Consider the following 20246-nt stretch of genomic DNA (forward strand, 5'->3'; position numbering starts at 1 on the left):
CCGCGGGAACAAACGCACCGTTCAGGCGGGCGGATTCCGGTCCAGCCGGAATGTGAGGCAAGACACGTTTAAAACTGAACTAGACGAGTTCCACGGGCTGATCGCGGCTCACCAGCGCCGCGTAGTGGCCGCCCTTGGCCATCAGCTCGTCGTGGGTGCCGCGTTCCACGACGCGCCCGTGGTCGAGCACGACGATCTGGTCCGCGTCGCGGATCGTGGACAGGCGGTGGGCGATGGTGATCGTCGTACGGCCCCGCGCCAGCGCGTCGAGCGCCTGCTGGACGGCCAGCTCCGTCTGCGTGTCCAGCGAGCTGGTGGCCTCGTCCAGGATCAGCACCGGCGGGTCGCGCAGCAGCGTGCGGGCGATGGCCAGGCGCTGCTTCTCGCCTCCGGAGAAGCGGTAGCCGCGCTCGCCCACCAGCGTGTCGTAGCCGTCGGGCAGCGAGGCGATGTGGTCGTGGATGCGCGCCGCCCGCGCCGCCTCCTCCAGCTCCTCGTCGGTCGCCGAAGGGCGGGCGAAGCGCAGGTTGTCGGCGATCGAGGCGTGGAACAGGTACGTCTCCTGCGACACCACGCCGACGGCGTCGCTCAGCGTCTCGAACGTCAGCTCCCGCACGTCCGTGCCGTCGATCGTGACGCGCCCGCCGGTGACGTCGTACAGGCGGGGGAGCAGGTAGCTCAGCGTGGTCTTGCCCGAGCCCGTCTCGCCCACGATCGCCAGGCTCGTGCCGGCGGGCACCGTGATGTCCACGTCGGTCAGCGTGGGCGCGTCGTCGTAGGAGAAGCCGACGTGCTCGAAGCGCACCTCACCGCGCACGCGGTCGAGCCGCCGGGTGCCGGGATGGATGTCCACCGGCAGGTCCAGGTACTCGAAGATGCGCCCGAACAGCGCCAGCGAGGTCTGCACCTCGACCCCGAGCCGCAGCAGCGAGACCGCCGGCCTGAACAGGCTCGTCTGCAGCGTGGTGAAGGCCACCAGGGTGCCCACCGAGATGGACCCGGTGTGGCCGACGGCCCAGTAGATCGCCGCGGGCATGGCCGCCATCACGATCTGGATGGACGACTGCCGCCACCGCCCGGCCATGCTGGTCTGCACGCCGAGCTCGGCCAGCTCGTGGGAGGCCTTGCCGAAGCGCTCGGTCTGCTCGGCGGCGCGCCCCATCGTACGGCCCAGCAGGATGCCGCTGATCGACAGCGACTCCTGCACCATCGAGGCGATGCCGGCCAGCTTGCGCTGCCGTTCGGAGGTGATGCGCTTGCGCTCGGCGCCGACCTTGCGGCTGATCCACACGAACACGGGCAGCAGCACGAGCGAGATCAGCGTCAGCCGCCAGTCGAGCGCGATCATGGCGACGATCGTGGCGATCACGGTCGTCAGGTTGGAGACGAGGGAGGCGGCGGTCGAGGTGACGACCGCCTGCATGCCGCCGATGTCGTTGGCGATGCGCGACTGCACCTCGCCGGTCCTGGTCCTGGTGAAGAAGGCCAGCGACATGCGCTGGAGGTGGCTGTAGACGGCGATGCGCAGGTCGTGCATCACCCGCTGGCCCACCGTGGTGGAGACCAGCGTCTGCAGCGTGTCGAACACGCTCGTCGTGACCGCCACGACGATCATGCCGAGCGCCAGCAGCGTGAGCATCCCGGCGTCCCTGGCCGGGATCGCCACGTCCAGCACCTCGCGCAGCAGGAACGGCGAGGCCAGCGAGACCAGGGACGACAGCAGGATGAGCGAGGCCACCACGCTCAGGCGGCCGCGGTAGGCGCCGAACAGCTTGACGATGCGCCGGAGTGGCGCACGGGGTTCCTCCGCCAAGTGGTGCCTCCTTTCAGATGTCCACTCAAACAGAGGTTAACTCATAATTGTTCCGCTAAACTGATCGCATGGAAGAAAAGGAGCTCTCCGAGCTCTTGTTCCTGGTCGGCAAGCGGTTGCGGCACGGCTACAGTCATCGGCTGGTGCCGCTGGGGCTCAACCCCGGCCAGGCGCGGGCGCTGCGGGCGATGGCCGAGGCCGAGCGGCCCATGCGCATGGTCAGGCTCGCCGACGAGCTGCGCATCGTGCCCCGCTCGCTCACGCCGGTCGTGGACGCGCTGGAGGAGGCCGGGCTGGTGCGCAGGGAGGTCGATCCGGCCAACCGCCGCTCGACCCTGCTCGTGATCACGCCCGAGGGCCGGGAGATGGCGGATCGGGCCCGCGACGCGCGCAGGCAGGCGGGGGAGGAGCTGTTCGCGGTGCTCTCGCAGGATCAGCGCGACCAGCTCGGCGAGCTGCTGAGGCTGGTGGACGCCCAGTTCCGGTGATGAGGCCGACGCGGCGAGCGCCGCCGACGACCGTGCCCAGGCTCAGGCCGACGCGGCGAGAGCGCCGCCGACGACCGTGCCAAGGCACGGCGGCTCGGCCAGCAGCGCGGAGTACGGATACCGCCCCCGCGCGTCGTAGACCGCGAAGTCGGCGCGCGCTCCGGGGGCCAGCGCCCCGATCCGGCCCCTGCCCCGGTCCAGGCCCAGCGCTCTGGCACCGCCCAGCGTGGCGGCCTCCACCAGCCTGCGGTCCAGCCCGCGCGGCCGCAGGCCCCGCCCGCGCACGTGCCGCCGCACGGCCGCGGCCAGCCCGAGCGGCCCCGACGGGCCGGTGTCGCAGAAGGCCACGACGTTGCCCTCCTCCAGCAGGGCCAGCGCGTCCTCGGCGGCCGGGCACAGGGCCACCACGGTCCTGCGCAGCCGCAGCAGCTTGCGCTCGCCGGGGTCGAGCGGCCTGGCGCACACCACGTGGCACAGCGGGCCCAGCGCCCCCGCCTCGTCCAGCGCCGCGGGGGAGTGCCGGTCCAGGTCGACCAGCAGCCGCAGCCCGAACGTCCTGGCCAGCACGGACACGTCCTCCAGCACCAGGGGATCGCGGGTGTGCACCGCGATCCCGACCGCGCAGGGCCGGTCGACCTCGCGGATGGCGGTGATGACGGCGTCCCGCTCGCTGTCCTCCCACTCCTGCTCGCTCTCGCTGGTCACCGCGACGTACGAGATGCCGGGGAAGCCGGCGGGATCGGCCAGGTCGGACACCACGCGGGCCCGCGCGGTCACCCCTGGCGCGGCGGACGGCACGGCCGAGCACGCGTCCACCAGGCCCGCCACGATCATGCCCCGCCAGCGCACCTCCTCGGCGGCCGGATGGGCCGACAGCAGGTCCGCCCGTGGACCCACGGAGAGCACCCGCTCGCCGCGCGTCGCCACCGCGCCGTCGCGCACCGGATCGGCGCACATCGGCAGGACGAGCGGCGCGGAGTGGATCACGACCGGCGCGGGCGCGCGCCTGCCCATCATCGGCCTGGCACGCTTCGCGGACGGCATCCCCACTCCCCGTCAAGAACTAGCCCTCAGGGCATTAAACGTGAATCCGTGACATCACCGCAATCGGGACGAACCATGTGAATCCCGAGGTAAGTAGCGCCCCGACAGCCGCGCGAGCTTGAGACTGAGGTGCAGGGCCAGCCGCTCGCCGCCGTCCTTCAGATCCGTACGCGCCAGCTCCTCCACCCGCTGCAGCCGGTAGTACAGCGACGTCCGGTGCAGCCGCAGCGCCCGCGAGGTCGCCACCGCGCTGCCCGCCAGGTCCAGGTACGTCTCCAGCGTCTCCAGCAGCGGCAGGTACTGCGCGTCGGCGAGCAGCCCTTCGAGCCCGGGATGCAGCTCCTGGTCGGGCAGCTGGGTGAGCATCCGGTAGACGCCCAGCCGCGCCCACTCGGCCGTCCGCCCCAGCCCCGGCACCCGCGCGGCCACCTCGGCCGCCTGCCTGGCCTCCCGGTACGACCCCGCCGCCTGCGCCAGCGCCGGGCCCGGCCGGCCGATCCCCACCACCACCGGCACCGGCATGGCCGCGTGCAGGTCGTCGGCCGGGACCGGCGGCCCGGCGGTGAGCAGCACGGCGTGGTCGTAACGCACCAGGTGCAGCGGATGGTGCCCGCTCAGCCGCCGCCGCAGCGCCAGCAGCCCCTGCTCCAGCGCCAGCCTGAGCGCGTCGTCCGGCTCGGCCGTACGCGGCCTGGCCACCTGCACGCTCACCGGCTGCGCCTGCGGGAACGCGCCGGCCTCGATGAGCTGCTCGGCGGCGTCCTTGGCGGCCTCCCGGTCGCCGAGCAGCAGCCCGGTGACCGCCTCCAGCTCCCGGTGCGAGGCCAGCCCGCTGGCCAGGCTCTCGTGGAACAGCGCCAGGGCCAGCCCGGGCGCGGCGGCCGCCGCCTCGGCGACGTCGGCGTCCGTCATGGGCGGTTCGGCGTCGATGAGCCACAGGAACCCGAGCAGGCCGTCCGCGTGCCTGATCGGCACGCAGACGCGCGGCAGCAGCCCCAGGTGCGGGGCGCCGGGCGTGCGCAGGGGCCCGGTGGCCTCGTGGATGCCCGCCGCCCGTAACCACTGCCGCACCTCGGGCACGGTGTGCCGGCGCAGGATCGAGTCGCGCCGCACGTCGTCCATGGCGCCGCTCTGCTCGCTGTACGCCACGACGCGCTGGATGCGGTCCTCCAGCAGGAGAGGGCGGTCGAGCCGGGCGGCGAGCTCGTCAACGGTCCGCTGGAGATCCGCCACAATCCCACCCCTACGTGGACTTTTCATCAATTGACGGAAACACAACTACGAGTCTTCCCTACAACTGCTCGGTGATCTCCGTCAATAACGTCTATACCGTCAATCCGTGAATGCCCCGAAGAAGCTGCTGAAGGGTTTGCTGGCGGCCATCGTGCTGATCCCGGTGAGCCTGATGGCGACCCCTGCTTCCGCAGCACCCCCCGAAGATCCTGAGCACCCGTGGCGGCTGGACCACTGGCCGCAGACGCAGCCCTGGCAGTCGGACACCCCCCTCGACGACGCCCCGGCCCTGCGCGCTCGCCCGGCACCGGGCGGCATCAAGCCCATCGACCCGCAGAACTGGGAGAACCCCGACAACATGACGTGGGCGGACTACAAGAAGCCGCCCGGCACCAACTGGAACGACCCCGCGGTCAAGGGGTCGCAGCGCACCTTCAAGGGCGCGCTCGTGCTGCTCGACTACGACAACCAGCCGTTCGTGGTGACCCAGCCCAAGGGCTCGACGGTCTTCGGCAACCCGAGCGCCGAGGCCCACGACGTCCCGCGCGACCAGGTGGCCAAGTTCTACCAGGACTTCCTCAACACCCCGAACGACCTGAACAAGGGGCACACCATCCACGAGTACTGGATGGAGGACTCCGGCGGGCGGATCGGCGTGGAGCTGACCGGCTTCGGCCCGTACACGATGCCTGGCAAGGACCACGAGTACGCCATGGAGTACCAGCGTGGCGCCTGCCCCGCGGGCGACACCTGCACCAGGAACCTGCGTGCCGACGGCAACGCCGCCTGGCTCGCCGCCGTCGGCCCCGACGTGCTCGCCCAGTTCGACTTCGTCTTCTACCTGAGCGCCGGCCAGGACGAATCGTCCACCTGGCAGGAGTTCGGCATGATGAAGTTCCCCACGAAGGAGGACGTGACCGACGAGTGGGGCCCGCCGGACCCCGCCCTGCCCAACTGGTCGCCGACCCGTTACGTCGAGTGGACCTCCTGGCAGGCCGGCTCCACGTTCTGGCCCAACGCCCGCTTCGGCGTCGACTCCGTGCAGGCCGAGAGCTCGGGCATGGCCGTCTACGCCCACGAGCTGAGCCACATCATGGGCATCGCCGACAACTACAACAACCCCTACGCCACCCCGGTGAACAGGGCCTACACCGGCATCTGGGAGATGCTCAGCCGCGGCAGCTTCAACGGCCCCGGCGGCCCGCACTCCCGCTGGCTGATCCCGCCCACCGGCGGCGCGTCCATGGGCGCCCACCACATGCTGCGCAACAAGATCAAGCTGGGCATGGTGGACGAGCAGAACGTGCTGCGCCTCTCGCGCGAGGCCCTGGACGAATCGGGGCTGGTCACGGCCCGCGTCACGGCCCGCTCCGTGCAGCCCGGCGAGGACGGGCTGTCGGGCGTCAACATCTCCTTCGACACCGGTGACAAGAGCCCCGCCTGCGACGTCACCACCGACCCGATGTGCGACGGCGGCGGCTGGGAGAACTACACCGTCGAGGTCGTGGACCGCATGGGCAGCGACTCCTTCACCCCCGACTCGGGCGTGCTGCTGGCCAAGACCAAGAACGAGGACCGCGGCCCCGGCTGGAAGCTCCCGGCGTTCGAGTGGGTGATCGACGCCAACCCGCAGGACATCGGGATGACCGACTACGTCCTGCCCGACGGGACCAAGGTGCCGATCACGATCGGCGACTACCGCCAGCTCTCCGACGCGCTCTTCCACGCCGGCACCGACTCCGGCAGCGAGTACGAGTACGTCGACGAGGCCAACCGCCTGCACTTCTACATCACCGACATCCACCGCAACCGCGAGGGCGAGCTCTCCTACACCGTCGCGATCCGCTCGCTCGACGGCGCGGGCCCGCAGCGGCGCGGCGTCAAGCTGCTGCCCGCCGCCGGCGTCCCCACCGCCAAGAACATCTCCACCTGCAAGTTCCCGCTGTTCAACACCGGAAAGGCGGCCCCGGCGCAGGGCCAGCACCCGGAGGACGTCAGCGCCTACCTGAAGTCCGACCTCTACCGCCTCAAGGCCGAGGTCCAGGGCAAGGGCTGGACCGCCCAGCTCCCCAACGCCCTGGCCTCCGTCGCGTTCGGCAAGCACTCGCTCGTGTCCGTCAACGCCGTGCGCGAATCGGGCGGCGACAGGCTGGCCAGGGTCAAGCTCACCGCCACCTCGGAGAGCGACCCGAGCAAGACCATGACGGCCACCTGTCACGTGATCGGAATTTGAGTGAACGGTGGGGTACGGCTGGCGCAAGCCGTACCCCATCGGCTTGAATCACCCCCAAAGGGGGTGTTCGTTGACAGGGGACAACCTTCCGGAAAAGCCGCGACGCAGAAAGGTGCCCTGGGCGGCTCCCGTCTCCGCCGGGCTGGCGGCCGCGGCCGCGAGCGTGCTGGCAGCGTCCGTGGAGTGGGAGATCCCGCCGGCCGCCAAGATCGGCGTCACCGTGGCCGCGGCCCTGCTCGTCGGCCTGACCACCTGGGCCACCACCGAGTCGCGCGGCGGGACCAGGAGCAGGCCCCGATTAGAGCCCGGGCCGATGGCCCCCGACCAGTGGCCGCCCGTGCCCGAGCACTTCACCGGCCGCTCCGAGGCGCTGTCCGAGCTGCGCGAGGTGTTCTCCGCCCGCCGCAAGTCCTCCGACCTCTTCCCGCCGCTGGTCGTCTCCGTGTACGGGCGCGGCGGCGTCGGCAAGTCGGCGCTGATGACCAGGTTCGGGCAGGAGGTGGCCGGCTGGTTCCCCGACGGCCGGCTCTACGCCGACCTGCGCGGCGGCGTGGACGCCCCGGTACGGCCCGAGGAGGTGCTGATCGGGTTCCTGCGGGCGCTGGACGTGCGCCTGACCACCGACCCCGGCGGGCTGGAGGAGCTGCGCAAGCTCTGGCTGACCTGGACCAAGGGCCGCAGGATCCTCATCGGCCTGGACAACGCGCACGACGCCGAGCAGGTCAAACCGCTCATTCCGGCCGAGCCCGGCTGCGGGGTGCTGGTCACCTCGCGCGCCCCGCTGTTCCTGAACGGCACGCACGACACGCGGCTCGGCGAGTTCAGCGAGGCGCACGGGGTGGAGCTGCTGGCCAGGCTGGCGGGCGGGGCCAGGGTCGTGGACGACCTGGAGGCCACCAAGGAGGTCGTGCGGCTGTGCGACTACCTGCCGCTGGCGATCAACATCTGCGGCGGCCGGCTGGCCACCCGCGAGCAGTGGACGATGCGCGAGATGGCCAACCGGCTGGTGGACACACGGCGCATCCTCGACCTGCTCGAAGTGGCGCCCACGGTGGACAAGAGCGTGCGCGCCTCCGTACAGCTCAGCTACGACGACTGCACCGGCATGCAGCGCCGCCTGCTGCGCCTGCTCAGCGCGCTGACCTCGCCCGACGTGCCCGGCTGGGTGGCCGGCGAGCTGCTCGACATCTCCGTGCTGGACGGCGCCGACCAGCTGGAGGCGCTCATGGACGCCCAGCTCGCCGAGTGCTCGGGCACCGACCAGACCGGCACGATGCGTTACCGCCTGCACGACCTGGTCCGGGTGTTCGCCGCCGAGCTGGCCGACCACGACGAGGACGAGCGGCGCAGCGCCGCCATCGAGCGCGTCCTGTACGGCTACCGCCGCCGCGCCGAGGAGGCCGCCCAGAACCGCTGGCCGCAGGACTGGAGCAGGGGCGGCCGGCGCACCAGCGCCGACGGGCAGCTCGGGGCCGGTGACTGGCTCAACGCCGAGCGGCTCTCGCTCCTCGCCATGATCCACCTGGCTCACCAGCTCCGGCTCTGGGAGCTGACGTGGGGGCTCGCCAGGGCGTTCTGCTCGCTGTGCCACTCGCTGCGCGCGTACTGGGCCGACTGGGTGGCCGTGGCGGAGCTGGGCTGCCAGGCCGCGGAGCGGGCCGGCGACCGCCGCTCGCTGGCCATCGCGCTGCTCGACGCCTCGGCCGTGCACGGCGGGCTGGGCCTGCGCGAGCGGGGGCTGGAGGAGTCCGAGCGGGCGCTGGCGATCTTCAACGAGCTGGGCGAGACCTGGTGGGCCGCCAGGGCCATGCGCACGATCGGCATGACGCTGTTCAGCGACGGTCACCTCGACCGGGCGCAGGACTACCTGATCGGGGCCATCACCGCGTTCAAGGGCGAGGACGACCTGTGGTGGATGGCCCGCACCCAGCGCAACCTGGCCGAGATGCGGATGGCCGAGCGGCGCCCCGAGGAGGCCAGGGAGCTGCTGGAGGACGCCCTGGAGATCTTCAAGCGGGAGGGCAACCGCTACTCCGAGGCGCAGACCCTGCGCGTCTACGGCGAGGTGCTGGCGGCCCAGGCCCGCGGCGAGCACCGCCACGGCGACCGCCGCCTGGCCGCCAACCTGTTCACCAGGGCCGGCTTCAGCCTGGACCGGGCCGGCGAGATGTTCAAGCAGCGCGGGGAGCTGTGGGAGGAGGCCCGCTGCCTGCGGGCCGCCGGCGAGGTCGGCGACCCGGACAACGGGCTGCGCGAGCTGGACTACGTCAGGCGCGCCGAGGAGATCCTGGCCGCGCTGGGCGATTCCTGGGGGGTGGCCAGGACCGCGGTGTCGGCCGGGCGGGCGCTGGCCAGGCTCGGGCGCATCGAGGAGTCCGAGCAGGAGCTGCGGCGGGCGGTGCGGGAGTTCGCCGACCTGGAGGACCGGTGGTGGATGGCCAGGAGCCTGCGCTACCTCGGCGAGGCGCACCTGGACGCGGGCGGGCGCGGGGCCGCGGTGAGGCCGCTGGAGCAGGCCAGGGACATCTACCGCAGCCTCGGGAACGAGGCCGGCATGCGCAGGACGCTGGAGCTGCTGCGCCGCGCGGCCCCCGGCGGCTCAGACGAGCGGCGACCGCAGTAGCCCGCCCGCTCAGGTGAGCGGTGATCGCAGGAGCTCGCCCGCAGCCTGTCTGGCCTGGAGGATGCTCTCCTCGAACAGCTTGCGCACGTGCGCGGCCTGGTCCGACAGCTCCCTGATGCGCTCGTGGGCCAGCTCGTCCCGCACGGTCTCGGCGATGAGCTGCTGGTACTCCGGCGTCTTGGCCGCCAGCCTCTCCAGCCGGGTGTGCGCGTGGTAGACCTTGTCCGCCTTGAGCACCTGCTTGGCGTACTTCTCCAGGTGGCGTACGCGCTGCGACAGCGACGTCCAGGCGGCGTCGAGCGCGCTGGTGTACGGCTTGAACGCGTCCTCCATGCCCGGCGGCAGCTCGCGCGGGATGATCTTCCCGTGCTCGGCGTGCATCGACGACAGCTTCCGCAGCCGAGTGGCGATCTGCCAGACCTCCTCCGGCAGTGACACCTGGTTCTCGATGCTGTCGATCAGGCCCGCCTTGTGGACCGCGGAGCCCATGATCGCCTCGACGGCGTGCTGCGCCCGGCGCAGCAGCTGCTGGCAGGGGTAGTCGAGATCCTCGGGCAGGATGTACTGGTTGGCGTGCTCGCGTGCCAGCCGGAGTCTTCGCCTGGTGGATCGATAGGTGCTGTCCATCGCCATCCACCTGATCAGGACCATCAGGCCCGCTCCGATGCCCGCGAGGAGGAAGAGTTCTCCACCGGTCACGAAGGAGAGGAACACCAGGAAGGCCGGCAGGACGAAGAGCATGGCGGGATTGCGTGTGGTGTCCATTCGCGCGCCCGACCGAGCCTGGCGGAGAATGTGCGGACTCGACCGCAGCTCGACCGAGATCTCCGGGTGCAGCGATGGATCGATCACCAGCCGTGGAGGCAGAGCTCGTGGATCCATACGTTCATGCTGCGTTATGAACCTCGAATCCGCTCATATTTGGCGGACATATAGGGTCGTAATAATGAGTGAGATGACGAGGTGGATCGATCTGGAAGGCGCGGTCAACGCGCGTGACCTGGGCGGACTGCCTACTCGTGACGGCGGCCGCACCCGTCGCGGGCAGATCTTCCGCGCCGACAACCTGCAGGGCCTCACCCCGGCGGACGTGGAGCTGCTGGTGGGCGAGCTGAGGCTGCGGCACGTGGTGGACCTCCGCTCGAACGCGGAGGTGTCGCTGGAGGGGCCGGGGCCGCTGACCAGGGTGCCCGAGGTACGGCACCACCATCTGACGCTGTTCGCCGAGGGCGGCCTGCACACCGACGTGGAGGCCGACACGATCGACGGTGAGCGGGTGCTGCCGTGGGCGGAGCGGGTGCTGGACGAGGAGCTGCGGGTGACCGGCTTCTACTTCGGCTACCTGCGCGACCGGCCGGACGCCGTGGTTGCGGCCCTGCGCGCGATGGCGCTGCGCGACGGCGCCTCGCTGGTGCACTGCGCCGCGGGCAAGGACCGCACCGGGGTGCTGTCGGCGCTGGCGCTGGAGCTCGCCGGGGCGACCCGGGAGGCGATCGTCGAGGACTACGTGGCCACGGGGGAGCGGCTGGAGCTGATACTCAAGCGGCTGCGGGGCAGCGACACCTACCGGGGCGACCTCGACTCGCGCCCGGCCGACGACCACCTGCCCAGGGCCCGCTACATCGAGCAGTTCCTCGGCGTCCTCGACGACCGCTTCGGCAGGCCGCTGGGCTGGCTGGCCCAGAACGGCTGGACCGACGAGGACACCGCCGCGATGCGCGCCCGCCTGCGCGAATGACCGGCGCCGCCCGCCTGCGCCGGCTTGGGCGTCCGCTGATCAGCTCAGGTGGACGACGATCCGCTGGGTCGCCGAGAGGCGGGCCGCCTCGATGATCGCCAGCACGTCCACCGCGCTGTCCGGATCCACCGGCGGCGCCGCGCCCTCGCGCAGCGCCGCCGCCACGCCCCGGTAGAAGTCGAGGTACGCCCCCGGCTCGGTCCGGACGATCTCCCGCTCGCCCTCGGTGCCGAGCACGCCCCAGCGGTCCTCCTCGTCGTCGCCGAACCCCGGCGAATCGGGTGTCAGGCCCGCCCGCAGCCGCTCCTCCTGCACGTCCATCCCGTGCTTGACGAAGGCCGCCGCGGAGCCCAGCACCCGGAAGCGGGGCCCGAGGCGCGCGGCCATCGAGCTGACCCACAGGTGGGACCTGGCACCGCCGACATGGGTCAGGGCGACGAACGTGTCGTCGTCGGCCGAGACCCCCTCGCGCCTGACGTCGCTCTCGCAGTAGACCTCCCGCACCGGCCCGAGCAGCTGCACGGCCTGGTCGACGAGGTGGCTGCCCAGGTCGTACAGCAGGCCGCCAACCTCCTCGGGGCCGCCGGCCTCCCGCCAGCCGCCCTTCGGCACCGGCCGCCAGCGTTCGAACCGCGACTCGAACCGCAGCACCTCGCCCAGCCGCCCCTCGCCCGCCAGCCGCCGTACGGTGCGGAAGTCGCCGTCCCAGCGCCGGTTCTGGAACACGGTGAGCATGACCCCGCGCTCCTTGGCCAGCCGCACCAGCTCGCGGCCCTCCTCGGCCGTCCTGGCCAGCGGCTTGTCGACCACGACGGGCAGGCCCTCGGCGAGGGCGGCGGCGGCCGTGGCCACGTGCGTCCTATTGGGCGAGGCGACCACGACGAGATCGCAGCGCCGCCACAGCTCCCGCACGTCGCTCACCCCCGCCGCGCCGTACCTGCCGGCCACCTCGGCCTGGCGATCGGGATTCCTGGTGACGACGGCCGCCAGGGTCAGGCCGGGGGTGGCGTGGATCAGCGGGGCGTGGAAGTAGGCCCCAGCGGTGCCGTAACCGACGAGGCCGACGCGGATCTCACTCATCGAGCCAGCGTATCGGGGGGTGCCGGGCTACTCGTCGTCACGCTCGGCGAGGAAGCGCTCGAACTGGGCGGCGAGCTCGTCGCCGGTGGGCATGGGAGTGGTCTCGGCCATCAGGTTCTCGCGTTCCGCGCCCGCCGCGAAGGCGTCGTACTGCTGCTCCAGCCCGCTGATCGCGGTGGACAGCTCGCTGGAGGCGCGGATCTGCTCCTCGATCTCCGTCGTCGTACGGCGAGCCGCCTCGCGCAGCGCGTCCATCGGGAACACCAGCCCCGTCCCCCGCGTCACGGCCTCCAGCCCGCTCACCGCGGCGGTCGGATACTCGGCCTGCGAGAGATAGTGCGGCACGTGCACCGCGTAGCCGAGCGCGTCGTGGCCCTGCGCCCCGAGCCGCAGCTCCAGCAGCGCGGCGACGCTGCCGGGCACCTGGACCCGCCCGAACACGCTGCTCTGCGCGTTGTTGATCAGCTCGGGCCTGCTGGCGTGCATCGTGATGCCGAGCGGGCGGGTGTGCGGCACGGCCATGGGGATGCCGTGCAGCGTCACCAGCTTGCTCACCTTCAGCCGCTCCGTCAGAGCCGCCACGGCCTTGGCGAACAACTCCCACTCCCGGTCGGGCTCGGGCCCGCTCATCACCAGGAACTCGGTCCCCGTCGCGTCCTTGGCGACGTGGACGGCCAGCTCCGGGCTCTCACACTCCACCCACCGGTCGGTGTCGAACGTCATGATGGGTCGCCGCGACCGGTAGTCGAGCAGCCGGTCCACGTCGAACGTCGCCACGACCCGGTGCTCCAGCTCGGCCAGCAGGTGGCCCAGCGCGAGCCGTCCGGCCGAGCCCGCGTCGACGAAGCCGTCGAAGTGGTACAGCAACACCGGATCGGCAAGCTCGGGCGCGTCGTCTGCGAGCTCGTAGAGATCCTTCGGGTCGAACACGGTTGAACAGCCTTTCCCTAGGTACTCTTCACCAGAACCTACGGCGCGCCGGATCGATTCCGTGCACGGCACCCTATCGGGGCACAAGGGGCGGCCTGGACGGGGATCCCGGGCCGGAAGGGTTGGCCACCGAGCTGTCCGGCCTGGCCAGAGCGGGTGACACCAAGGCGCCGCGGGGGCGTACGTGGAGACGGGGGTGCCGGTCGACGCGACCGACGGCAAAGGTGACACTTTGCTGATGCCGGCGGCTTATTACGGTCACGCTGAGACTGTACGCAGGCTTGTCACAAGCGGCGCCGATCCGAACCGAGCCGACGACCGCGGGCGGACGCCGCTCGCGGGCGCGGTCTTCAAGCGGGAGTCTGCCGTGGTCAGAGCGCTGCCGGACGCCGGGGCCGATCCGCGCGCAGAACAGCCGTCCGCGATGGAGACCGCGCGAATGTTGGCAAATGAGCAGTTTATCCAATGGTTCGCGCAAAGCGATTCATAGTATGAAATAAGCATTAAAGGGCTCGAAGTTGCCGAGTGTGGCCTTTCGAACACTCCATAGTCATGCTGGGGGACGTGGCTACTTCTGCGCACTCCTTCAGTAGGCGACCGCTCCACATCCCTCCGCTGCCATGTCCGTTCCCGAATGAGATCAACGTTCATGCCTCGGAGGTCGACGCGGAGAGCCACGCATGGCTGGCCGCCTCACAGATGCTCAACGGCGCCGAGACCATCGAGCACTTCCGGCGCTCGAAGATCGGCATGCTCGCGGCACGGACCAACCCGACCGTGCCGCGCGACAGTCTCCGGTTGATCAACGACTGGTACAACTGGCTCTTCGCCTTCGACGACGCGTTCTGCGAGGGCGAGCTGATGGGGCACCGGGCCTCCGCACTCGCCCGTGCCCTGCCGCCGCTCCTGGAGATCCTCGACGGACGGCGCACCCCCGAGGCCGACGACCCGTTCGGCCTCGCACTCAACGAGCTGCTGCACCGCATCTCGGAGTACGCCACCCCCGCGCAGGTGGACCGGTGGCGCATCACGGTCAAGGAATACCTGTTCGCCCAGATCTGGGAGGCCGCCAATCGCGAGGTCGACCTCATCCCGACACCCGACGACTACGTCCTGATGCGCCGCATCACCGGAGCCACCTACACGTGCTTCGCCCTCATCGACGCCGGCGGCGGCTACCGCCTGGAGGCCGAGGAGTGGCACCACCCCGACGTGCGCACGCTGTCCGACCTGGCGTGCGACCTCATCGGCTGGGACAACGACCTCCTGTCGTACGCCAAGGAGCGCGGCAACGACAAGGCCCGGCACAACCTGGTCACGGTGCTGGCCACGCACAAGTCCCTCACGCTGCAGGACGCGCTGGGCGAGGTCTCCCAGATGCACAACGACGCCATCGCCGCGTTCCTCGACCGGCGCGCGGCGCTGGAGCAGTGGGCCCCGCTCCCGGTCCGCAAGTACGTCCGCGGTCTCGAACACTGGGTGCGAGGCCACATCGAGTTCTCCCTCGGCAGTGCGCGGTACGTGCACGCCTGGCCTGACGGCACCCAGTGGCCGCAGGCCGTCTAACGGTCCCGAAACCCTAGCTCTCGTCGGGGGCGTCCGGGTCGTCCAGCGCGAGCGCGGACGCCTCATCGAGATCCAGCCGGGCGCCCTCCTCGAAGGCGTTCTTGTAGACCAGCTCGCCCAGCCGCTGCCGGCAGTCGCGCATGCACGCGTTGTGCTCCTCGGTCATCCACGGCGCGCCGAGCTGCGGCAGCCCGGCCGTCTTCCAGTTCTGCTGCAGCGCGCCGAGCAGCTGGGCGGCCAGCGTGAGCTTGTCGGACAGGACGAAGATCCGCGCCGCCGTCTCCAGCGCCATCAGCGTGCCGAGCGTGTCGTGGAAGTGCCGCTTGATCCGCAGCGCCTCCCTGGCGTTCTGCAGCGCGTCGTCGATCCTGCCGGTCGCGATGCGCGTGCTCGCCAGCGCCCACTGCGCGTGCGAGCTGACCCACAGCTCGCCGCGCTCCTTGCACACCTGCAGGCAGTCCTGCAGCAGCGACTCGGCCTCGTACAGCTCGCCCTGCGCGGTCAGCACGATCGACAGCTCGACGATGGCGGGCAGCAGGCCGGGGTTGAGCTCCCTGTTCTCGGTGTTGAACTCGATCGCCACGCCGAGCAGCGCGCTGGCCTTCTGCAGGTCGCCCTGGAACAGCGCCGCCGTGCCCTGCATCTTCGAGGCCAGGATGACCGCCCGGGAGTCGCCCACCCGGACCGCCTCGGTGCTGCACGTCTCGGCCGCCGCCAGCGCTCCCGCGCTGTCGCCCTGCGCGCTCTTGACGTACGACAGCACCCACAGCGCCTTGCAGCGCTCCTTGCTCACCGCGGGGTTGGCCTCCAGCGCCCGCTCCAGGTACAGGCGGCCCTCGCGGGCGAACCCGCAGCACACCCACATGAACCACAACGACGACAGCAGCGTCAGCGCGAGCGCCGACTTGCCGGGCGTCTTCAGCGCGTGCTCCAGCGCCACGCGGACGTTGTCGTGCTCCTGCCGCATGCGGACGAACCAGTAGATCTGCCGCGGCCCCGACCAGGCGTCCTCGCTGCGCTGGGCCAGGCTCAGGTAGTACTCCAGGTGCCGCTGGCGCATCTGCTCCTTCTGGCCGAGCTTGTCCAGCCACTCCTCGCCGTACTCGGCCAGCGTGTCGATCAGCTTGTACCGCACGCCCGCGTGGTTGCTCCTGATCAGCAGGATCGACTTCTCCACCAGCCCCGTGACCAGGTCGGTGATGTCCTCGGACGGCAGCCGCCCGTCGGAGCAGACGAACCGGGCCGCGTCGAGCTCGAAGTCACCCGCGAACACCGACAGCCGCGCCCACAGCAGCCGCTCGGCCGGCTCGCACAGCTCGTGACTCCAGCCGATCGCCGCCCGCAGCGTCTGGTGGCGGGGCAGCGCCGTACGGCTCGCGCCGGCCAGCAGGCTGAACCGGTCGGCCAGCAACCCCAGGATCTGCTCCACCGACAGCGCCCGCAGCCGCACCGCGGCCAGCTCGATGGCCAGGGGAATGCCGTCGAGCCTGCGGCACAGCTCCGCCACCGGGGCGATGTTGTCCTCGTCGAGCACGAAGTCGGGCACGCTCGCCCCGGCCCTGGCCGCGAAGAGCTGCACGGACTCGTTGGTGAACAGGCTCTCGGCCGGGTCGTCGCCCGGCACCTGCAACGGCGGCACCGGCACCACGTGCTCGTACGGCAGGTGCAGCGACTGGCGGCTGGTGGCCAGCACCTTCAGGTTGGGCGCCGCCTCCAGCAGCTCGTGCACCAGCTCGGCACAGCCCTGCACCAGATGTTCGCAGGTGTCGATGATGAGCAGCATGTCGCGCTCGCCCACCCACTCCGACAACGACTCCGACTCCGCCCGCGACGACTGGTCGGCGATGCCCAGCGCGGAGGCGATGGTGTGCTTGACCATGCCCGCGTCCTGCAGCCGGGCCAGATCGGCGAACCAGACGCCGTCGGGGTAGTGGGAGCGCACCTGGTGCGCCAGCCGCAGCACGGTGCGCGACTTGCCCACCCCGCCGATGCCGGTGACGGTCACCAGCCGCGACTCGCCGAGGTGCCGTTTGAGGTTGGCGAGGAGGCGGGTGCGGCCGACGAAGCTCGTGAGCTCCGCCGGCAGATTGCCTTCACGCCGCCAGCCTGTCGGGGTGGCCATGAGCAGCCTCACGGGGGGTAGGCGACACCTGCCTTCGCATCGTACCGCCGTGGTAGCGGCCTGTCCTTGATCCGGCGGACACGCTCGGTGCCGGTTTGTACGCCTGGGTAGCATGTCTGTCGTGGAAGATTTCCTCCCTGAGCAGACCGCCGACGACACCGACCTCGGCTGGGGCGACTGGCGCGAGGCCGACAGCGACTCCTTCTACCTGGAGAACCGGCCGCCCCACTGGGACTAGCATCCCTGCCATGTACACGCTGCGCCCCGCCACGCCCGCCGACTACGACGCCATCGCCGCGGTGGTGGACGCCTGGTGGGGCCGCCCGATCTCGGGTGCCCTGCCCAGGCTCTTCCTCGATCACTTCCACCGTACGAGCCTGGTCGCCGAGGGCGCCGGGGGTGAGCTGGCGGGCTTCCTGATCGGGTTCCTGTCGCCTTCGCTGCCGGACGAGGCGTACATCCACTTCGTCGGCGTCGCGCCGGACGCGCGCAAGGGCGGGCTGGCGCGCACCATGTACGAGCGGTTCTTCGAGCTGGCGCGCGGTGACGGGCGGCGCGTCGTCAAGGCCATCACCGCGCCGGTCAACAGCGGCTCCATCGCCTTTCACGGGCGCATGGGCTTCGCGGTGAGCGAGCCGGTCGCCGGTTATCACGGGCCCGGCACGAGCCTGGTCACCTTCAGCCGGCCCCTGTAGGACCACGAGCCTGGGCCTGCGCCCGCCGGGCTTGCGGCGCTACGCCGCAGCCCCGCCCACAACGCGTGCCGCAGCCCCGCCCACAACGCGTTGTGGCCCCTTGCCGCAGCCCCGCCCTCGTCGCGATCAGGGCGCCGTATGCGGCGGCCGCGCGGGCCGGGGCGAGCGTGCAGCGGCGCCGCGCATCTCGCAGATCGCCGTGTCGGCCACCCCTCCCGACGTGCGGCCATCACTTTCTGCAATGTATTGAGCACAAAGCGTGTTCACTGCCCGGATCGGGGAATGCACACAAGGCCGCTTCAAGGAGGTGACCGGTGGCCGGACAGCCCGCCCGGAGAGGGCTGACGGGGGAGCTCGTCGCCGAGTTCGCGGGCACGATGGTGCTCATCCTGTTCGGTGCCGGCGTCGTCGCCCAGGTGGTCGCCGCCCAGCTCGGCGACCACGACAGCATCGCCTGGGCCTGGGGCATCGGCGTGATGCTCGGCGTCTACGTCGCCGGCCGCACCACGGGCGCGCACCTCAACCCGGCCGTCACCGTGGGGTTCGCCATCTTCAGGGGCTTCCCCTGGCCCAAGGTCCTCCCGTACGCGGTCGCGCAGACCGCCGGAGCGTTCGTCGCCGCCCTCATCGTGCGGTGGAACTACTCCGAGGTGCTCGCCATGGCCGACCCCGGCCGTACGATCAAGACGCAGATCGTCTTCTCCACCCTGCCCGGCAACGGCACCCTGCCGGTGGACATGTGGGGCGGCCTGCGCGACCAGGTCATCGGCACCGCGATCCTGCTCTTCGTGATCTTCGCCCTGTCCGACACGGCCAACATGGCGCCGAGCGCGAACCTGGGGCCGTTCGTCATCGGCCTGCTCGTCGTCGGCATCGGCATGTCCTTCGGCACCGACGCCGGTTACGCCATCAACCCGGCACGCGACTTCGGGCCGCGCCTGGCCAGCTTCCTCACCGGCTACGGCGGCGCGTGGCGGGACCAGTACGGGGACCTGTACTTCTGGGTCCCGATCGTCGGCCCGCTGGCCGGCGGCATCCTCGGAGCCGGGCTGTACCAGGCGTGCATCGCCCGTTTCCTCCCGCAGGGCGAGGACCGCGACACCGTGAAGCCGTCCGACTGAGGACCCCGAGGAGAGAGCAGAGCACCATGCCGGACTTCGTCGGCGCCGTCGACCAGGGCACCACCAGCACCCGCTTCATGATCTTCGACCACGAGGGCGCCGAGGTCGCCAAGTTCCAGCTCGAACACGAGCAGATCCTGCCCAGGGCCGGCTGGGTCGAGCACAACCCGATCGAGATCTGGACCAGGACCGCCGCCGTCATCCAGACCACGCTGCAACGCGCCGGCCTGCACGACAGCGACCTGGCCGCCCTCGGCGTCACCAACCAGCGCGAGACCACGGTCGTGTGGAACCCGCGCACCGGACGCCCGTACTACAACGCCATCGTGTGGCAGGACACCCGCACCGACCGCATCGCCGCCGCCCTCGAACAGGACGAGCGTGGCCAGGTCATCCGCGACAGGACCGGCCTGCGGCCCGACGCCTACTTCTCCGGCGGCAAGATCCAGTGGATCCTCGAGAACGTGTCCGGCGTCCGCGAGGCCGTCGACCGCGGCGAGGCCGTCTTCGGCAACACCGACACCTGGACCGTGTGGAACCTCACCGGCGGCGTCAACGGCGGCGTGCACGTCACCGACGTCACCAACGCCAGCCGCACCATGCTGATGGACCTCGACACCCTCGACTGGGACGACGAGCTGCTGTCGTACTTCGGCATCCCCCGCGCCATGCTGCCCGAGATCCGCCCCTCCGCCGACCCCGCCGGCTACGGCACCAGCGTCCGCTACGGCCCCCTCGGCGGCGAGGTGCCGATCACCGCCATCCTCGGCGACCAGCAGGCCGCCACCGTCGGCCAGGTCTGCTTCTCGCCCGGCGAGGCCAAGAACACCTACGGCACCGGCAACTTCCTGCTGCTCAACACCGGCACCGACCGCGTACGCTCCCAGAGCGGCCTGCTCACCACCGTGGCCTACAAGTTCGGCGACCAGCCGGCCGTGTTCGCGCTGGAGGGCTCCATCGCGGTCACCGGCTCGGCCGTGCAGTGGCTGCGCGACCAGCTCCACGTCATCACCTCCGCCGGCCAGAGCGAGACGCTTGCCCGGCAGGTGGCCGACTCCGGAGGCATGTACTTCGTGCCCGCCTTCTCCGGACTGTTCGCCCCCTACTGGCGCGCCGACGCCCGCGGCGCCATCGTCGGCCTGTCCCGCTACAACACCGACGCCCACCTCGCCCGCGCCACGCTGGAGGCCATCTGCTACCAGAGCCGCGACGTCGTCGAGGCGATGCAGCGGGACTCCGGGGTCGTGCTCGACGTGCTCCGGGTGGACGGCGGCGTCACCGCCAACGACCTGTGCATGCAGCTCCAGTCCGACATCCTCGGCGTCCCGGTCAGCCGCCCCGTCGTCGCCGAGACCACGGCGCTCGGCGCCGCGTACGCCGCCGGCCTGGCGGTCGGCTACTGGAAGGACACGGCCGAGCTGCGCGCGCACTGGGCGGAGTCGCGCCGCTGGAACCCGACCTGGAACGAGGAACGGCGCGAGAAGGCGTACGCGGGCTGGAAGAAGGCCGTCACCAAGGCCTTCGACTGGACCAACGACTGACCTTGAAGGCCCCCGCAGG

Annotated in this window: 16 protein-coding genes; 9 read left to right on the top strand and 7 right to left on the bottom strand. The window is 71.1% G+C overall.

The annotated features are described in order from the left end of the window. Nucleotides 1–79: 79 nt before the first annotated feature. Nucleotides 80–1813, bottom strand: coding sequence for an ABC transporter ATP-binding protein (locus tag HD593_RS13300; RefSeq protein ID WP_281402454.1), 1734 nt, complete (start codon nt 1811–1813; stop codon nt 80–82). Between the two features lie 68 nt (nt 1814–1881). Here HD593_RS13300 and HD593_RS13305 point away from each other — a divergent pair, with 68 nt between their 5' ends. Continuing rightward, complete coding sequence (locus HD593_RS13305; protein ID WP_185102474.1) at nt 1882–2301, top strand: MarR family winged helix-turn-helix transcriptional regulator; 420 nt, start codon at nt 1882–1884, stop codon at nt 2299–2301. A 42-nt stretch (nt 2302–2343) separates the two neighbouring features. Here the strand turns inward: HD593_RS13305 and HD593_RS13310 are convergent, their stop codons facing one another. Both HD593_RS13310 and HD593_RS13315 read right to left on the bottom strand, forming a co-directional pair. Beyond that, complete coding sequence (locus tag HD593_RS13310; protein WP_185102475.1) at nt 2344–3345, bottom strand: amidohydrolase family protein; 1002 nt, start codon at nt 3343–3345, stop codon at nt 2344–2346. Nucleotides 3346–3399: 54 nt separating this feature from the next. Continuing rightward, complete coding sequence (locus HD593_RS13315) at nt 3400–4578, bottom strand: PucR family transcriptional regulator (protein ID WP_185102476.1); 1179 nt, start codon at nt 4576–4578, stop codon at nt 3400–3402. A 106-nt stretch (nt 4579–4684) separates the two neighbouring features. Between HD593_RS13315 and HD593_RS13320 the strand changes: the two genes are divergently transcribed. Continuing rightward, nucleotides 4685–6811: a M6 family metalloprotease domain-containing protein gene (locus HD593_RS13320; RefSeq protein ID WP_312903448.1), complete on the top strand. Its 2127-nt coding sequence runs from the start codon at nt 4685–4687 to the stop codon at nt 6809–6811. 112 nt (nt 6812–6923) lie between these two features. Beyond that, entirely contained in the window at nt 6924–9434 is a 2511-nt protein-coding gene (locus HD593_RS13325; protein ID WP_185102477.1) for an ATP-binding protein, read from the top strand. A 9-nt stretch (nt 9435–9443) separates the two neighbouring features. On the opposite strand, the gene HD593_RS13330 is transcribed toward HD593_RS13325, so the two are convergent. After that, a complete protein-coding gene (locus tag HD593_RS13330; protein ID WP_185102478.1) occupies nt 9444–10199 on the bottom strand; it encodes a hypothetical protein in 756 nt (251 codons plus the stop codon). Between the two features lie 190 nt (nt 10200–10389). Here HD593_RS13330 and HD593_RS13335 point away from each other — a divergent pair, with 190 nt between their 5' ends. Beyond that, a complete protein-coding gene (locus HD593_RS13335; protein WP_312903449.1) occupies nt 10390–11172 on the top strand; it encodes a tyrosine-protein phosphatase in 783 nt (260 codons plus the stop codon). A gap of 39 nt (nt 11173–11211) precedes the next feature. On the opposite strand, the gene HD593_RS13340 is transcribed toward HD593_RS13335, so the two are convergent. Together HD593_RS13340 and HD593_RS13345 are read right to left on the bottom strand one after the other, a co-directional pair. Beyond that, a complete protein-coding gene (locus HD593_RS13340) occupies nt 11212–12252 on the bottom strand; it encodes a Gfo/Idh/MocA family oxidoreductase (protein WP_185102480.1) in 1041 nt (346 codons plus the stop codon). Nucleotides 12253–12279: 27 nt separating this feature from the next. After that, a complete protein-coding gene (locus tag HD593_RS13345; protein ID WP_185102481.1) occupies nt 12280–13182 on the bottom strand; it encodes a proteasome assembly chaperone family protein in 903 nt (300 codons plus the stop codon). 196 nt (nt 13183–13378) lie between these two features. On the opposite strand from HD593_RS13345, the gene HD593_RS13350 reads away from it, so the two are divergent. After that, the gene (locus HD593_RS13350) at nt 13379–13672 is read left to right on the top strand and encodes an ankyrin repeat domain-containing protein (RefSeq protein WP_312903450.1); all 294 of its coding nucleotides are present in this window, start codon (nt 13379–13381) and stop codon (nt 13670–13672) included. A gap of 209 nt (nt 13673–13881) precedes the next feature. Next, nucleotides 13882–14748, top strand: coding sequence for a terpene synthase family protein (locus HD593_RS13355; protein WP_185102483.1), 867 nt, complete (start codon nt 13882–13884; stop codon nt 14746–14748). 13 nt (nt 14749–14761) lie between these two features. Here the strand turns inward: HD593_RS13355 and HD593_RS13360 are convergent, their stop codons facing one another. Continuing rightward, nucleotides 14762–16882, bottom strand: coding sequence for an ATP-binding protein (locus tag HD593_RS13360; RefSeq protein WP_312903451.1), 2121 nt, complete (start codon nt 16880–16882; stop codon nt 14762–14764). A gap of 236 nt (nt 16883–17118) precedes the next feature. On the opposite strand from HD593_RS13360, the gene HD593_RS13365 reads away from it, so the two are divergent. The 3 genes from HD593_RS13365 to glpK all read left to right on the top strand — a co-directional run bounded on the left by HD593_RS13365 (nt 17119) and on the right by glpK (nt 20227). Next, nucleotides 17119–17565, top strand: a complete 447-nt coding sequence (locus tag HD593_RS13365) for a GNAT family N-acetyltransferase (RefSeq protein WP_185102484.1) — start codon at nt 17119–17121, stop codon at nt 17563–17565. Nucleotides 17566–17879: 314 nt separating this feature from the next. After that, nucleotides 17880–18686 (top strand): MIP/aquaporin family protein, encoded by an 807-nt coding sequence (locus HD593_RS13370; RefSeq protein WP_312903452.1) that lies wholly within the window; start codon nt 17880–17882, stop codon nt 18684–18686. A gap of 26 nt (nt 18687–18712) precedes the next feature. Then, on the top strand, nt 18713–20227 hold the full coding sequence (glpK, locus tag HD593_RS13375; protein ID WP_185102485.1) for a glycerol kinase GlpK: 1515 nt from the start codon (nt 18713–18715) through the stop codon (nt 20225–20227). The last annotated feature ends 19 nt before the right edge of the window (nt 20228–20246 follow it).

Source organism: Nonomuraea rubra (assembly GCF_014207985.1).
In the GTDB taxonomy this organism is placed as follows: domain Bacteria; phylum Actinomycetota; class Actinomycetes; order Streptosporangiales; family Streptosporangiaceae; genus Nonomuraea; species Nonomuraea rubra.

Bases quoted from the DNA above. Each gene is read 5' to 3' on its own strand.
- HD593_RS13305 (WP_185102474.1), top strand. From the start codon at position 1,882: ATGGAAGAAAAGGAGCTCTCCGAGCTCTTGTTCCTGGTCGGCAAGCGG.
- HD593_RS13310 (WP_185102475.1), bottom strand. From the start codon at position 3,345: ATGCCGTCCGCGAAGCGTGCCAGGCCGATGATGGGCAGGCGCGCGCCC.
- HD593_RS13330 (WP_185102478.1), bottom strand. From the start codon at position 10,199: ATGGACACCACACGCAATCCCGCCATGCTCTTCGTCCTGCCGGCCTTC.
- HD593_RS13335 (WP_312903449.1), top strand. From the start codon at position 10,390: ATGACGAGGTGGATCGATCTGGAAGGCGCGGTCAACGCGCGTGACCTG.
- HD593_RS13340 (WP_185102480.1), bottom strand. From the start codon at position 12,252: ATGAGTGAGATCCGCGTCGGCCTCGTCGGTTACGGCACCGCTGGGGCC.
- HD593_RS13355 (WP_185102483.1), top strand. From the start codon at position 13,882: ATGCTCAACGGCGCCGAGACCATCGAGCACTTCCGGCGCTCGAAGATC.
- HD593_RS13365 (WP_185102484.1), top strand. From the start codon at position 17,119: ATGTACACGCTGCGCCCCGCCACGCCCGCCGACTACGACGCCATCGCC.
- glpK (WP_185102485.1), top strand. From the start codon at position 18,713: ATGCCGGACTTCGTCGGCGCCGTCGACCAGGGCACCACCAGCACCCGC.